General features: G+C 62.0%; 9 protein-coding genes. All 9 read left to right on the top strand.

Annotated elements, in window-relative coordinates; all coding sequences use genetic code 11:
* Nucleotides 1-8 precede the first annotated feature (8 nt).
* The 9 genes from ACZ9H3_RS19140 (at nt 9) to qhpG (ending at nt 14720) form a co-directional block, all read left to right on the top strand.
* Nucleotides 9-638 carry a LysE family translocator gene (locus ACZ9H3_RS19140; protein WP_065759143.1) on the top strand — a complete coding sequence of 210 codons (630 nt, stop codon included), beginning with the start codon at nt 9-11 and terminating at the stop codon, nt 636-638.
* A 136-nt stretch (nt 639-774) separates the two neighbouring features.
* Nucleotides 775-2457, top strand: coding sequence for a fatty acid--CoA ligase (locus ACZ9H3_RS19145; protein WP_476221990.1), 1683 nt, complete (start codon nt 775-777; stop codon nt 2455-2457).
* Nucleotides 2458-2758: 301 nt separating this feature from the next.
* Complete coding sequence (locus tag ACZ9H3_RS19150) at nt 2759-4651, top strand: DUF1302 domain-containing protein (RefSeq protein WP_476221992.1); 1893 nt, start codon at nt 2759-2761, stop codon at nt 4649-4651.
* Between the two features lie 27 nt (nt 4652-4678).
* Nucleotides 4679-6043 (top strand): DUF1329 domain-containing protein, encoded by a 1365-nt coding sequence (locus tag ACZ9H3_RS19155; protein WP_476221994.1) that lies wholly within the window; start codon nt 4679-4681, stop codon nt 6041-6043.
* A 236-nt stretch (nt 6044-6279) separates the two neighbouring features.
* Nucleotides 6280-9000 carry a winged helix-turn-helix domain-containing protein gene (locus tag ACZ9H3_RS19160; RefSeq protein WP_476221996.1) on the top strand — a complete coding sequence of 907 codons (2721 nt, stop codon included), beginning with the start codon at nt 6280-6282 and terminating at the stop codon, nt 8998-9000.
* 123 nt (nt 9001-9123) lie between these two features.
* Nucleotides 9124-11031 (top strand): sigma-54-dependent Fis family transcriptional regulator, encoded by a 1908-nt coding sequence (locus ACZ9H3_RS19165; RefSeq protein WP_476221998.1) that lies wholly within the window; start codon nt 9124-9126, stop codon nt 11029-11031.
* Nucleotides 11028-12749 carry an ABC transporter ATP-binding protein gene (locus ACZ9H3_RS19170; RefSeq protein ID WP_065759137.1) on the top strand — a complete coding sequence of 574 codons (1722 nt, stop codon included), beginning with the start codon at nt 11028-11030 and terminating at the stop codon, nt 12747-12749. Before ACZ9H3_RS19165 ends, ACZ9H3_RS19170 begins: the two co-directional genes overlap by 4 nt.
* Nucleotides 12739-13413, top strand: a complete 675-nt coding sequence (gene qhpE, locus ACZ9H3_RS19175) for a subtilisin-like serine protease QhpE (RefSeq protein ID WP_476222000.1) — start codon at nt 12739-12741, stop codon at nt 13411-13413. Before ACZ9H3_RS19170 ends, qhpE begins: the two co-directional genes overlap by 11 nt.
* The gene (gene qhpG / locus ACZ9H3_RS19180; protein ID WP_476222002.1) at nt 13410-14720 is read left to right on the top strand and encodes a flavin-dependent monooxygenase QhpG; all 1311 of its coding nucleotides are present in this window, start codon (nt 13410-13412) and stop codon (nt 14718-14720) included. The genes qhpE and qhpG overlap by 4 nt, the downstream gene beginning before the upstream one ends.
* Nucleotide 14721: the final 1 nt, after the last annotated feature.

Below are 14721 nucleotides of genomic sequence, written 5' to 3' on the forward strand. Positions count from 1 at the left end.
GAGTCCCCATGTATTGGGCTGAGTTTCTCACCGTTGCCCTGATTCACTTGCTGGCGGTCGCCAGCCCCGGGCCGGACTTCGCGGTCGTGGTTCGTGAAAGCGTGACCCATGGTCGACGTGCGGGTACCTGGACTGCATTTGGCGTGGGAACAGCGATCTTCCTGCATGTAGGCTATTCGCTGCTGGGCATCGGGCTGATCGTGTCGCAATCGATCATGCTGTTCAATGCGCTGAAGTGGCTGGCGGCGGCGTACCTCTTGTACATCGGCTTCAAGGCCTTGCGTGCCAGCCCCGCCAAGCCTGGTAGCGATGAGGTGCAGGCTGCAACGGTAGAGCGCACCCCGCGCGGTGCCTTTGTCGCCGGTTTCATGACCAACGGCCTGAACCCGAAAGCCACCTTGTTCTTCCTGTCGCTGTTCACGGTCGTCATCAACCCGCATACCCCCCTGCTGGTACAGGCAGGTTATGGTGTGTACCTGGCACTGGCCACTGGCCTGTGGTTCTGCCTGGTGGCGATGTTGTTCAGCCAACAGCGGGTGCGTGCCGGTTTTGCCCGCATGGGGCACTGGTTCGACCGTGCCATGGGGGCTGTACTGGTGGCGCTGGGTATCAAGATCGCGTTTACCGAGATGCATTGATCGATGCCGTTGCCAGCAGGCCGCTGATTCCGGCGTCGTTCAAATCATTCCTTTGGCTGATTTGGACGGCGCAGCGGCGTTCTAAAGTGAAGGTCTGTTTTGACCCAGACCATGCACTTCAGAAAAGGGACACTTCATGTTGCAGACTCGCGTCATTGCCCCTGCCGAGGGCGCTTATGAGTACCCGTTGCTGATCAAGCGCTTGCTGATGTCTGGCGGCCGCTACGAGAAAACCCGCGAGATCGTTTACCGCGACCAACTGCGCTACAGCTACCTCACCCTGAATGAGCGTATTGCAAGGTTGGCCAACGTATTGACCGAGGCTGGGGTCAAGGCGGGCGACACGGTGGCGGTGATGGATTGGGACAGTCACCGTTACCTGGAGTGCATGTTTGCCATTCCGATGATTGGTGCGGTGGTGCACACCATCAATGTGCGCCTGTCGCCGGAACAGATTCTCTACACGATGAATCACGCCGAAGACCGTTTCGTGCTGGTCAACAGTGATTTTGTCGGCCTTTATCAGGCGATTGCCGGTCACCTGACCACCGTTGAAAAGACGCTGCTGTTGACCGATGGCGAGTCAAAAAACGCCGAGTTGCCAAACCTGATCGGTGAGTACGAACAGCTGCTGGCTACGGCCAGCCCGCGTTACGACTTCCCGGATTTCGATGAAAACTCGGTGGCAACGACGTTCTATACCACCGGCACGACCGGCAACCCGAAAGGGGTGTACTTCACGCACCGGCAACTGGTGCTGCACACCTTGGGTGCAGCGGCTGTGACCGGCAGCATCGACAGCGTCCGCCTGCTCGGCAGCAACGATGTGTACATGCCGATCACCCCGATGTTTCACGTGCATGCCTGGGGTATCCCTTATGTGGCGACCATGCTCGGTATCAAGCAGGTTTACCCTGGGCGTTACGACCCGGAGCTGCTGGTGGAGCTGTGGCGCAAGGAAAAGGTCACGTTCTCCCATTGCGTGCCGACCATCCTGCAGATGCTGCTCAACGCCAAGGGCGCGCAGGCCGAGGACTTTGCCGGCTGGAAGATCATCATCGGCGGCAGCGCCCTGAACCGTGCGCTATATGAGGCGGCCAAGGCCCGCGGTATCCAGCTCACGGCGGCTTATGGCATGTCGGAAACCTGCCCGCTGGTTTCCTGCGCTCACTTGAACGATGAGTTGCTCGCGGGCAACGAGGATGAGCGCATCACTTACCGGATCAAGGCCGGTGTACCGGTACCCCTGGTAGAGGCGGCGATCATCGACAGTGACGGCAACTTCCTGCCTGCTGACGGTGAGTCCCAGGGCGAGTTGGTGCTGCGAGCCCCTTGGCTGACCATGGGGTATTTCCGTGAGGCGCAGAAGGGCGCCGAGCTCTGGGACGGCGGCTGGTTGCACACCGGCGACGTGGCCACACTGGACAGCATGGGCGTGATCGACATTCGCGACCGGATCAAGGATGTGATCAAGACCGGCGGCGAGTGGGTGTCGTCCCTGGAGCTCGAAGACCTGATCAGTCGTCATTCTGCGGTGCGTGAGGTCGCGGTGGTCGGTATCGCCGATCCGCAGTGGGGGGAGCGGCCGTTCGCATTGTTGGTGGTGCGCGAGGGGCACAGCATTGACGCCAGGGGCCTCAAGGAGCACCTGAAACCGTTCGTGGAATTGGGCCATATCAACAAGTGGGCTATCCCCACTCAGATCGCCCTTGTTACCGAAATTCCCAAGACCAGTGTTGGCAAGCTCGACAAGAAGCGTATCCGCCTCGATGTCATGCAATGGCAGGCCAGTAACAGCACCTTTCTTTCCACGCTCTGAGCCCCCGGGGTTCGCGCCGGTCGCGGTGCGAACCCCGAGCCAGACACCTCGCGACTTGTAAAACGGTAATTTTCAGCCATGCTTGGCGCCGCTCAGGCAGGGGTAGGCCCATTAGGGCCATGCCTGCCTGCTGGTACACAACAAATCACACTTTAGAGGGATCAAGCCCTGGTACCTGCTGGCTATAGTCGGCCCAGGGGATTTTTAGGAACGGGGGGGACGTGCAATTGAGCATGCATTCCATTGCGCCGTTTTTAGAAGGACTCACTGCCATAAAAATAAAGAACATGGAGTAGCGTCGATGACATCTGCACATCTGTTTTGGCGTCGGGCAAAACTGCCTTTGGCCGTCAGCCTCGCTTCTACGCTCGCTGGCCCTGCATTCGGCGTCAGTTTCAACATCGGTGAAATCGAAGGCCAGTTCGATTCGTCGCTGTCCGTTGGGGCTAGCTGGTCGACAGCCAAGCCGAACGAGAACCTGATCGGCGTCAACAACGGCGGCAAGGGGCTTTCGCAGACTTCTGACGATGGCCACCTGAACTTCAAGCGCGGTGAGACCTTCTCGAAGATCTTCAAGGGCATCCATGACCTGGAGTTGAAGTACGGCGATACCGGCGTATTCGTGCGCGGCAAGTACTGGTACGACTTCGAACTCAAGGATGAGCACCGCGAGTTCAAGGACATCAGCGACTCCAACCGCAAGGAAGGCGCACAGTCTTCTGGCGGGCAGATTCTTGATGCCTTCGTGTACCACAACTATTCCATCGCCGATCAACCCGGTTCGGTACGCCTGGGCAAGCAGGTGGTGAGCTGGGGTGAGAGTACTTTTATCGGTAACGGCATCAACTCGATCAACCCGATTGATGTGGCGGCTTTCCGTCGGCCAGGCGCCGAGGTGAAGGAGGGCCTGATCCCGGTCAACATGTTCTATGTTTCCCAGAGCCTGACCGACAACCTGTCTGCCGAAGCGTTCTACCAGATCGAGTGGGACCAGACCGTAGTGGACAACTGCGGCACCTTCTTCTCGCAGCCGGACATCATCGCGGATGGTTGCTCGAACAACCTGCGCCTGCTGAGCAGCAGCCGGAATGTTCCGGGCTTTGCTCTGCCGTTGCTCGCGTCCCAAGGCGTCGATATCAACGAGGAAGGTGTGCTGGTGCGCCGCAGTGCCGACCGCGATGCGCGTGACAGCGGTCAGTTCGGGGTGGCGTTCCGCTACATGTTCGAACCGCTGGATACCGAATTCGGCGCGTACTTCATGAACTACCACAGCCGCGCGCCTATTTTCAGCGCTACCGCTGCAAACGCTTCGGTGTATCAGGTCGCCAATGGGGCTGGAAGCTTGGCGCCGCTGATTGTTGCGGGCAATTCCAGCTACTTTGTCGAGTACCCTGAGGACATTCGCCTTTACGGGCTGAGCTTCTCCACTACCTTGCCTACCGGCACGGCCTGGAGTGGTGAAATCAGCTACCGGCCAAACGCGCCAGTGCAGCTCAATACCACCGACATTCTGTACTCTGCTGTGCGACCCTCTGGTGTGCCACCTCTCCCAGGCCCGTATGGCAACGCATCCCTGCTGGCTGGCGTGCCGGGCGAGGATCAGCACGGCTACCGTCGCAAGGAGGTCACCCAGTTCCAGACCACCCTGACCCACTTCTTCGATCAGGTCATGGGGGCCAGCCGCCTGACTGTTGTCGGTGAGTTGGGTGTTACCCATGTGGGTGGCCTGGAGGACTCCAGCAAACTGCGTTATGGCCGTGACCCGGTCTACGGCCCAGGCCCGCTACCGGCCACTGGTGGGCTGAATACCTGCTCGGCAATTCTCAACACCGGCACAATCAACGGTGCGGGCCCAGGTGCCTCAACTGCCAACCTCAGCCGCAATTGCGAAGATGACGGTTTCACCACCAGCACCTCCTGGGGTTACCGCGCACGGGCCATCTGGGATTACAACGACGTCTTTGCCGGGGTCAACCTCAAGCCGAACATCGCCTGGTCCCATGACGTTTCCGGTTACTCCCCAGGCCCTGGCGGCAACTTCGAGGAAGGCCGTAAAGCCGTCAGCCTGGGCCTGGATGCCGAGTACCAGAACACCTACACCACCAGCCTGTCGTACACCAACTTCTTTGATGGCAAGTACACCACGGTGGACGACCGCGACTTCATCGCCCTCAGTTTCGGCGTGAACTTTTAAGCGCACTGATTCAGGAAGAGCACAACTATGAAAACAACCAAGAGTTTGCTGCAAGCCGGTGTGCTGGGCCTGACCCTGCTGGCCAGCAGCGTCATGGCAGCCGTTCCCGCCAGCGAAGCCGCCAAGCTCGGTACGAGCCTGACACCGATGGGGGCTGAAAAGGGCCCTAACGCCAATGGTTCGATCCCGGCCTGGAGCCCGTTGCCGAAAACCGCCGGTTCGGTGGATGCCAAAGGGTTCCTCGCCGACCCTTACGGTAACGAGAAGCCGCTGTTCACCATCACGGCGCAGAACGTCGACCAGTACAAAGACAAGTTGGCGCCGGGCCAGGTTGCGATGTTCAAGCGCTACCCTGACACCTACACGATTCCGGTCTACCCGACGCACCGTGGTTCCACTGTTCCCGACGAGGTGTTTGCGGCGATCAAGGAAAACGCCACCGCCACCAAGCTGGTGCAGGGCGGTAACGGCCTTGAGAACTTCAAGACAGCCATTCCGTTCCCGATTCCACAGAGTGGCGTCGAGGTTATCTGGAACCACATCACCCGTTATCGCGGCGGCAGCGTGACCCGCCTGGTGACCCAGGCCACCCCTCAGGCCAACGGTTCGTACAGCCTGGTGTACTTCCAGGACCAGTTCGTTTTCCGCGACAAGATGAAGGATTACGACCCGAACAACCCGGGCAATATCCTCTTCTACTTCAAGCAGAAAGTGACGGCGCCAGCGCGTCTGGCCGGTGGTGTGCTACTGGTTCACGAAACCCTCGACCAGGTCAAGGAACCGCGCCTGGCGTGGGTCTACAACGCCGGTCAGCGTCGTGTCCGGCGTGCCCCGCAAGTGTCCTATGACGGCCCGGGTACGGCGGCGGATGGCTTGCGTACCTCCGACAACCTGGACATGTACAACGGCGCGCCGGATCGCTACGACTGGAAGCTTGAAGGCAAGAAGGAGATGTACATCGCCTCCAACAGCTACAAGCTCGACTCGCCGAACCTGAAGTACGCGGACATCCTCAAGGCCGGTCACATCAACCAGGACCTGACCCGTTATGAGTTGCGCCGTGTCTGGCATGTGGTGGCAACCCTCAAGCCTGGTCAGCGTCATATCTATGCCAAACGTGATTTCTACATTGACGAAGACACCTGGCAGGCGGCAGTGATCGACCACTACGACGGTCGCGGTCAGCTGTGGCGTGTGGCGGAAGCGCATTCCCAGGACTACTACAACGTTCAGGTGCCGTGGTACACCCTCGAGACGATCTACGACCTGCAGTCCGGTCGTTACCTGGCGCTGGGCATGAAGAACGAAGAGAAGAAAGCCTACGACTTCGGCTTCACGGCCAACACCAGTGATTTCACCCCTGCAGCGCTTCGCCAGGACGGTGTGCGCTAACGCTGTAACCTCCGTGTGATCCCCAGAACGCCCCGGCTTGCCGGGGCGTTTCTGTTTGCGCCGGTCGCCAGGTTGGCAATCCGTCGGTAGCTGATGCGAGGTGCACGCGTGGCGCTGACTTTTTTTGTTGTAGTCTTTTTTGGGTAATACGCGGCAATTGTCTTCAAATGTGCAGGGTAAGCCGTTAGTCTGCCCTGATCCGTTCTGCCGACAATCCAAACCAAAACGAGCCGGTCATGACTGATCTGTCCCGCACGCAAGGATTTTCCAGCCTGGCCGTCAGCGCCCTGGAGGGACGTTTCTATCGTCCGCCATTGCCCGACGCCCATGTGCCGCGCCCGAGGCTGTGCCAGCGTTTGCAGGCCGGATTGGGCGGGCGCCTGTTGTTGGTCAGCGCACCTGCCGGTTTCGGTAAAAGCTCGCTTGCGGTGGAGTTCTGTCAGGGCCTGCCAGCGCACTGGCAAAGCCTGTGGTTGAGCCTGAACCGACGCGACAGCGACCCGGGGCGTTTCCTTGAACGCCTGCTTGAAGGGCTGCAGCATCACTGCCCGGCACTGGGCGCCCAGGCCTTGGGCTTGTTGAAAATGCGCCAGCGGCATCAGCCATTCGCTTTCGAGGAATGGCTCGACGGCCTGCTTGATGACCTTAGCCGGCATTTGCAGCCCAACAACCCGCTGTTGGTGGTGCTGGACGATTACCACTTGGTACAGGGGCCGGTGCTCGACCGTTGCCTGCAGTTCTTTCTCAACCATCTGCCGCCAGGGCTGGTGCTCCTGGTCACCAGCCGTCAGCGCCCTGACTGGCACCTGGCGCGCCTGCGTCTGTCACGCCAGTTGTGTGAGCTCAACGAACAAGACCTGCGCCTGACGCCGGATGAATCCCATGCGGTGCTCGTACAGCACCCTACAGCCCTGCGCGGTCAGGCCCTGGACAACCTGATCCAGCGCAGCGACGGCTGGGTCGCCGGCCTGCGATTCTGGCTGCTGGCAGCCAGCGAATCCGGTGCCGACAACGCCTTGCCCCAAGCCCTGCATGGCGGGGAGGGGTTGATTCGTGATTACCTGCTTGAAGAGGTGATCGACTGCCTGCCCAGTGAGGTCCAGGCGTTCCTCTACGATACGGCCTGTCAGGAGCGGTTCTGCAGTGAACTCTGCGATGCCCTGCGCGAGAGCCATGACAGCGCCGACATTCTGCGTTTTCTACAGGCGCATCAGGTGTTCCTGGTGCCGCTGGACGAGAACGGTCGTTGGTTCCGTTACCACCACCTGTTTTCCGACCTGCTGCGTAGTCGGCCGACCAGCTTGCCGCTGCCGAGCCTGCATCTGCGCGCCTGTCGCTGGTTCCACAGCCAGGGATTGCTCGATGAGGCGGTCGAGCAGGCGCTGCGTGCCGGGCATCTGGACGTAGCCGCCAACCTGGTGCAGAACCTCTCGGAAGAGCAACTGTTGGCCGAACAGAACGTTGGCATGCTGCTGCGCTGGAAGATGGACTTGCCCGACAGCCTGCTGGTCAGTACGCCACGTTTGATCGTGCTGTACAGCTGGGCGCTGGGGCTGGCCTGCCAGCTGGATGCCGCCGAAGAGTTGGCCAGTCACCTGAGCCGCTTTCTGCCGGCGCCGTCCGCCACGGCTCAAAAATCGATGCTGGCTCAGTGGCTGGCCTTGAGTGGGGTGATCGCCCGCGGGCGTGGTGATCGCGCGCGCACCTTGGCCTACTGCACCGAGGCCCTGCGCAGCCTGCCGCAGAAGCGCTATGGGCAGCGGCTGGTGTGTTTGTCGACCTTGTCCAATCTGGCGATTGCCGATGGTGATTTCTGGCGTGCGCGTGGCTGGAACCGTGAGGCCCTGGAGTTGGCCCAGCGGGTGGGCAACCCGTTATTCGAGGCCTTGGCCCATTACGACCGGGCGCGCGTGCTGCATGCCCGTGGCGAAATACTCCGGGCGCAGGATGAAGTGCGCCAGGGGCTGCAGCGCCTGCAAGGGCTTTCGGCCCAGCGGCTGTACGCGGCGCGCGCCCGCTTGACCCTGTACGAAGGGTATCTGCTGGCCGCGCGTCTGCAGCCCCAGGCGGGTCGCAGCCGCTTGCGCGCGGGAGTGGTCGAGGCGCGGGCGTGTCGGGACATCAGCGTGTTGATCGGTCATTGCATGATCGCCACGCTCGATGGTCGTGAAGGACGCTTTACCGAGGCGTATGCCGAGCTCGCCGAAGCCGAACGGCTGATGCATATCTGGGACGTGCCGCCGATTTTCTATCTGGCAATGATCACCCTGGTCAAATGTGAGCTGTGGTTGGCGCAAGGGCGCATCGACCTGGCTGAGGCCTGGTTGCAGCGCCTGGGGCAGACCTATGGCGGCAAACTGGCTGCCGCTGCACCAGAGTTTCACCCGCTGTTGCCGTTGCATATCGAGCTGCAGCAAGCGCTTCTGGAGCGCGTACAGGGGCGCAACGAGCAGGCCGAGCAGCGCTTGCTGGCCTTGAATGAGCGGGGGCAGGCCAACGGCGGGCAACTGCTGTGTGTCATGGCGTTGTGTCAGTTAGTGGCCTTGAAGCTGGCCGGCTGTCGCGAGAGCGAAGCCCGCAGCCTGCTGGTGCAAAGCCTGGACGCGGCGAAGGGCGGTGCCCTGCAACCTTTCCAGATATTGCTGAACGAACAACCGGGCTGGCTGCGCGAGCAACTGCTTGGGCAACCTGTCGGGCCGGTTCGAACCAGTTTGCTGGCCATGTTGCCGGCGCCTGAAAGCGACACCTCTGGGGCGCCCAGCGAGGCCCTGAGTGCACGGGAGCTGGCAGTGCTGGAGCTGATCGCTCAGGGTTGCTCGAACCAGGAAATCAGCGAGCGCCTGTTCATCTCCCTGCACACGGTGAAAACCCACGCCAGCCATATCAACAGCAAGCTTGGCGTGGAGCGACGCACCCAGGCGGTGGCGCGCGCCAAGGCGCTGGGCCTGTTGAACTAGCGATAAACGATGCTTGGTGATTGCAGCAAGCTTTACGTTAACGTAAAAGAGCAGGAGTGGTGTCCTCGCCGTTTCCTTGGCGTGGGACTTGCTTGAATCGGACAATCCGATCCGGAGCAGCTCATGAACAGAATAAAAACAACAACTGAAGTTCCGCCGTTCGATGCTCGCCTTGCGCGGGAGCGGCTGTCGCTGGAAGGGCAATTGCCCGACGGTATTCTGCGTGCCGAAATCGATGCGTCCTGGCGCCGTAGCCTGGGCCATGGCGTGCCGCTGAACAGTCGTCACGACTTCGACTTGAGTTCGTCGGCCAACCTCGACCTGCTGCTTGCCAGCAACCGCGTGTTGCTGGATGCAGCCACTGCCGAAATCGATTACCTGCGTGCGCGCCAGGGCAAGGACAGTGTGATCATCCTGGCCAACGCCGACGCCACCATCCTGACCATCGAAGGCCAGGCTGACGCCTTGAAGCATGCCGGCCTCGGTGATATCAGGCCGGGCACGTGCTGGAGCGAATCGGCGCGTGGCACCAACGCTCTGGGTACCGCACTGGTTGAGGCGCGTACGGTGCAGATCGATTGTGGCGAACACTACCTGGAGCGGCTCAGTGATTTTTCCTGCACCTCGGTGCCGATCCATTGCCCGCAGGGCGACCTGCTGGGTGTCCTCGATCTGACCCGCCAAGGGCCGCTGGGCAGGGTGCAGGATCGCACCGCGCTGCTGGCGCTGGCAGTCAGTCAGATTGAAGGCCGTTTGTTCAACACCAGCTACCCGGACCAGGTGGTACTGGCATTTCACAGCCGCCGACAGTTTCTCGACTCGCCCTGGCAGGGGCTGGTTGCCCTAGGGCTGGACGGGCAGATCCTCGCCGTCAGTAATCAGGCCTGCCAACTGCTGGGTGTGGCCCGTCCCCAGTTGGTCGGTCAACAGTGTGAAAGCCTGCTGGGCATGCGTTTGGAGCAATGGTTGGCGCGCCTGCAATTGGGGCGCGTCGACGCCATCGAGACCGCCAAGGGCGCATTTTTCTACAAGACCCTGCAAGTGCCGCTGCGTGCGGTGAGCGTGCCGGTCATGCCCCGGCGCAGTCCTCGCCCGAACATGGAACATCCTGATCTGCAAAGCCTGGGTGCAGGTAATAGCCGCTACGCCCGCGCCCTGCGCATGGCCCGCCAAGGGCTGGTCGGTGAGTTGCCGGTGGTGTTGTTGGGGGAGACCGGTAGCGGTAAGGAAGTGGTGGCGCGTGCGCTGCACCTGGCCAGCCCGCGGGCAGCGAAACCCTTTGTTGCGGTCAACTGCGCGGCGATTCCCGAGGGCCTGATCGAGTCCGAACTGTTTGGCTACCGTGAGGGCGCCTTTACCGGTTCCCGGCGTGGCGGTGTGGTCGGGCGCTTGCAACAGGCCCATGGCGGCACACTGTTCCTCGACGAAATCGGTGATATGCCACTGGCCTTGCAGGCTCGCCTGTTACGGGTGCTGCAGGAGCGCAAGGTGGCGCCGTTGGGGGCCGCCGAAGAACAGGACCTGGATATAGCGTTGATCTGCGCCACACACCGTGATCTGAAGCGTCAGGTCGAAGAAGGCCACTTCCGCGAAGACCTGTACTACCGCGTCAATGGTATCAGCGTGCAACTGCCGCCCCTGCGTGAGCGGGAAGACCTCATGGCGCTGGTTGCCAGCCTGTTGGAAAAGCTCGGCGGCAAAGGGGCGTACCTGTCCGATGAATTGTCGGCGCTGTTCATCGGTTACCACTGGCCGGGCAACATCCGCCAACTGGAAATGACCGTGCGCACCTTGCTGGCCATGCGCGAGGAGGGCGAGCTTGAACTGGGCCTTGAACACCTGCCGGACAACCTGCTCGAAACCTTGCGGGGCACCCAAGCGGCTCAGGCCAGTGGACGGATACGGGACAACGAATTGACCCTGATTCGTCAGGCGCTGGAGCGCCATAACGGCAATGTGTCGGCTGCCGCCCAGGACCTGGGCATCAGCCGTGCCACGCTTTACCGCAAGTTCAAGCAGTTGCAGTCATGATGCGCTGGCTTGCCCGCTTGATCGATCACAAGGACCCCGAAGCCCTGCAGCAGTCCCTGCGCTGGTTGTACGGCTTCGTTCGGCCACAGCGCATGGCGATTGCCGGGCTGTTGGGGTTGTCCTTGTGTGCCACGCTGCTGGTGCTGGTGCAGCCGTGGCTGACCAAACTCTTGATCGATGATGGCCTGCTGGCGCGTAATTTCCCGGCCCTGGCCACCATTGCCGGCGTGATGGTCGTGGCCGGTATCCTCGGCACGCTGCTGTCGGGGCTCAACCGCTACCTGCACACGCGGCTGTCCGGGCGCATTCTGTTTGCCCTGCGCGATGAAATCTATCGTCACCTTCAGGGCTTGTCGCCGACCTTCTACGGCCAGCGGCGGATTGGTGACTTGATGTCGCGGCTCGACGGTGACGTGGCCGAGATCCAGCGCTTTGCCGTCGACTCGCTGTTCTCGGCTGTGTCCAGCGTGATCGGCTTGGTCTGTGCGCTGGGCATGCTGCTGGCGTTGTCATGGAAGCTGTCGTTGCTGGCGTTGGTGTTGATCCCGCTGGACGTGCTCTGGCTGCGCTGGATGCGGCGCAAGGTCGAGCGTGAGGTGCGCCAGTTGCGCGAGCGTTCGGCGGATGTATCTTCGTTTCTGGTCGAGACCCTGCCAGCGATGAAGTTCATTCAGTCTGCTGGCCAGCAGCAGCGTGAAGCGCGACGCCTTGACGGGCTCGGCCAGGGTTACATGCAGCAGTTGCTGCGTTTGCAGGTCACTGAGTTCTTCACCCAAGCCGTACCCGGTACCCTGACTTCGCTGTCGCGCGCCTGCGCCTTTCTGGTGGGCGGCTATTGGGTGGTGCAGGGTACCTGGCAACTGGGTGCACTGATTGCCTTTTCGACCTACCTGGGCATGGCCGTGGGGCCTGTTCAGAGCTTGCTCGGCCTGTACGTGGCGATGCAGCGCATGAGCGTCAGCCTTGGGCGGGTGATGGAGCTTCGCGGTGAGGTGCCGAACGTGGTCAACCCGGCATCACCCCGTGCGATGCCGAGCACGTCTGACTTGCAGTTCGAGGGAGTGTGTTTCGCCCACCCCGGTCGGCCGCCGTTGTTACGTGAGGTACAGGCGTCGATTCCTCAAGGCTGCAAAGTGGCATTGAGTGGTATTTCCGGCGCAGGTAAATCGACCCTGATCGACCTGCTGCAGCGTTTTTACGATCCCCAGGCCGGGCGCATCGTGCTGGGCGGCTGCGACCTGCGTGAGTTGGATCTGTTTGAGCTGCGCCGCCGGGTCGCGGTGGTCAGCCAGGACATTGTGCTGTTTCGCGGCAGCCTGGCCGACAACCTCGCCTACAGCGTGCCGGATGCCAGTCGTGAAGCCATTGCCGAGGTTGCACGTCTGGCGCAACTGGACAGCCTGATCGCCAGCTTGCCCGAAGGCCTCGACAGCCCCTTGGGCGAGCGCGGCCAGCAGTTGTCGGGTGGGCAGAAGCAGCGCATCGCGATTGCCCGGGCCTTGCTGCAGGACCCACTGATTCTGGTGCTGGACGAAGCCACCTCGGCGGTCGATGAAGCGACTGAGCGTGAGGTGATCGGCGCAATTGATCAGCTGTTCCGTGGGCGTACGCGGATTTTGATCAGTCACCGTTCTTCGACCCTGGCCGATGCCGATCTGCGCCTGGAATTGTTTGACGGTCAGTTATCCACAACTGGAGCCGTGAGCCATGAAGCCTGAGGTGCGTATTGGCGTAGTCGACAGTGGCCATGACCTCAGCGAGCAGCCGCCTGCGGCTGCCCGCCGGTTTGCCTTGGCGCACGCCGGTTTGCTTGAACACGAAGCTGAAGCAGATGCACTGGGCCATGGCAGCGCGGTATCTGCGGCCATCCTTGAGCGTGCTGGCGAGGCGCGTTTGTATGTGGCGCAGGTGTTCGATGGCCGTGGGGTGACCAGTGCCTTGCAGGTTGCCGCTGCCATTGAGTGGCTGCTGGCCTGCCAGGTGCGGGTGATCAACCTGAGCCTGGGGCTGCGCGAAGATCGCCCCGTACTGCGCCAGGCCTGCGCCTTGGCGGTGGAGGCCGGCATCCTGCTGTGTGCTTCGAGCCCGGCGCAAGGTGCACCGGTCTACCCAGCGGCCTACCCTGGGGTGTTGCGGGTGACCGGCGATGCCCGTTGCCTGCCGCAGCAGTGGAGCTGGCTGGGCAGCGCCCAGGCCGATGTGGGGGCTTGTGTGCGCAGTGCCGATGGGCGGCTGTCCGGGGCTAGCCTGGGGTGTGCGGCTCTGACCGGGCATCTCGCAGCATTCTTGCAGCAGCACCCGGATGCCAGCAATCAAGGGATCCGTGACTGGCTGCATGAGCAGGCACACTATCACGGCCCTGAACGGCGGCTGGCACCATGAGCCGGGTACTGGTGCTTGGCGCCGGGCCGGCGGGTGCTGCCGTCGCTCTGGGCTTGCGGCGGCTCGGCCATGACGTGTGCGTGGTCAGTGAGTGGCGCCGTTTTGCGGCCCTTGAGGGCGTTTCACCGCGTGTACTCGAAGGCCTGCGTGGGGCGGGGTTGTTGCGTGCCTTGGCCGCTGCCAGCGAGCCTTCGCAGCGGCAGGTGCAGTGGAACGGGCAGCGCACGGCACAGAACCTGGAATACCTGCTCGACCGACCGCGTTTTGATCAAGGCCTGCGCGATGATCTGTACGCGGCGGGGGTAGCGCTGATCGAAGGGCGGGTGCTGAGTGTCGAGCGTGATGCTGGTCAGATGGGCGTCACGCTTGAAGGTGCGGCGCCCGTGTTTGCTGATTTTCTGGTGGAGGCCCGTGGTCGACAGGCACCGCAGGCGAGCAAGGCGTCGTCGGGCAGGGCCTGGCGCGGGCCGGAAACCCTGAGCCTGTTGAACCGCTGGCAAGGGCGACCGGGCCCGAATGCCAGCGCGGTGCAGAGTTTTGCCGATGGTTGGGCGTGGATGGCACGCCAAGCGGATGGCCGTTGCTACTGGCAACTGACCCTCGACGTTGCCAGCACTCAACTGCCGGACAAGGCCGCGCTGCTGGACTACTGCCGTGCACGGCGTCAGCAATCGGAAATGGCCTGTCGCTTTTTCGGTGCCGACGAGGAACACGACCTGCACCTGCATGCCCGCAGCAGCACAGCCATTCTCAGCCGGCAGACCGGCGCTGAGGGATGGCTGCGTGTTGGCGATGCAGCGATGGCCGTTGATCCCTTGTCGGGCAACGGTATCTTTCAATCGCTGTCGTCGGCATTGCAGGCGCCAGCGGTGATCAACACGCTGCTGCAACGGCCTGAACGTGCGGCGTTGGCGTTGCAGTTTCACCAGCAACGGGTCGAGCACCTGTTCTGGCGCTTTGCCCGTAATGGGCGAGACTTCTACGCTCAGGAGCAACAATGGCCTGATGCGCCGTTCTGGCAGGCTCGCAGTTGCTGGCCCGACCAGGCGCCCGCACACCAGGAGGCAGACTTTGCTGCCTTGCAGGTGCAGGCCGGCCCGGTGCTTCGGGATGGCTGGGTGGATGAAGTGGAGCTGGTGGTGAGCCCTGATCAGCCAATGGGGATCTGGCATGTACAGGGCGTGGCGGTGGCGCCGTTGGTGAAGCGCCTGAAGCACGAACCGGCCGAGCAGGTGCTGGCCGGTCTGGAGCCTGAGCAGGCGCGGATGATCCGCAGCTGGTTGCTTAGTCAGGGCTACCGCCCCTGAG

The sequence above is a fragment of the Pseudomonas sp. TE3910 genome, from assembly GCF_056279025.1.

What these genes read in the sequence shown, in the direction of transcription:
- qhpG (WP_476222002.1), top strand. Translation starts at nt 13,410, where the DNA reads ATGAGCCGGGTACTGGTGCTTGGCGCCGGGCCGGCGGGTGCTGCCGTC.
- ACZ9H3_RS19155 (WP_476221994.1), top strand. Translation starts at nt 4,679, where the DNA reads ATGAAAACAACCAAGAGTTTGCTGCAAGCCGGTGTGCTGGGCCTGACC.
- ACZ9H3_RS19150 (WP_476221992.1), top strand. Translation starts at nt 2,759, where the DNA reads ATGACATCTGCACATCTGTTTTGGCGTCGGGCAAAACTGCCTTTGGCC.
- ACZ9H3_RS19160 (WP_476221996.1), top strand. Translation starts at nt 6,280, where the DNA reads ATGACTGATCTGTCCCGCACGCAAGGATTTTCCAGCCTGGCCGTCAGC.
- qhpE (WP_476222000.1), top strand. Translation starts at nt 12,739, where the DNA reads ATGAAGCCTGAGGTGCGTATTGGCGTAGTCGACAGTGGCCATGACCTC.
- ACZ9H3_RS19165 (WP_476221998.1), top strand. Translation starts at nt 9,124, where the DNA reads ATGAACAGAATAAAAACAACAACTGAAGTTCCGCCGTTCGATGCTCGC.
- ACZ9H3_RS19170 (WP_065759137.1), top strand. Translation starts at nt 11,028, where the DNA reads ATGATGCGCTGGCTTGCCCGCTTGATCGATCACAAGGACCCCGAAGCC.
- ACZ9H3_RS19140 (WP_065759143.1), top strand. Translation starts at nt 9, where the DNA reads ATGTATTGGGCTGAGTTTCTCACCGTTGCCCTGATTCACTTGCTGGCG.
- ACZ9H3_RS19145 (WP_476221990.1), top strand. Translation starts at nt 775, where the DNA reads ATGTTGCAGACTCGCGTCATTGCCCCTGCCGAGGGCGCTTATGAGTAC.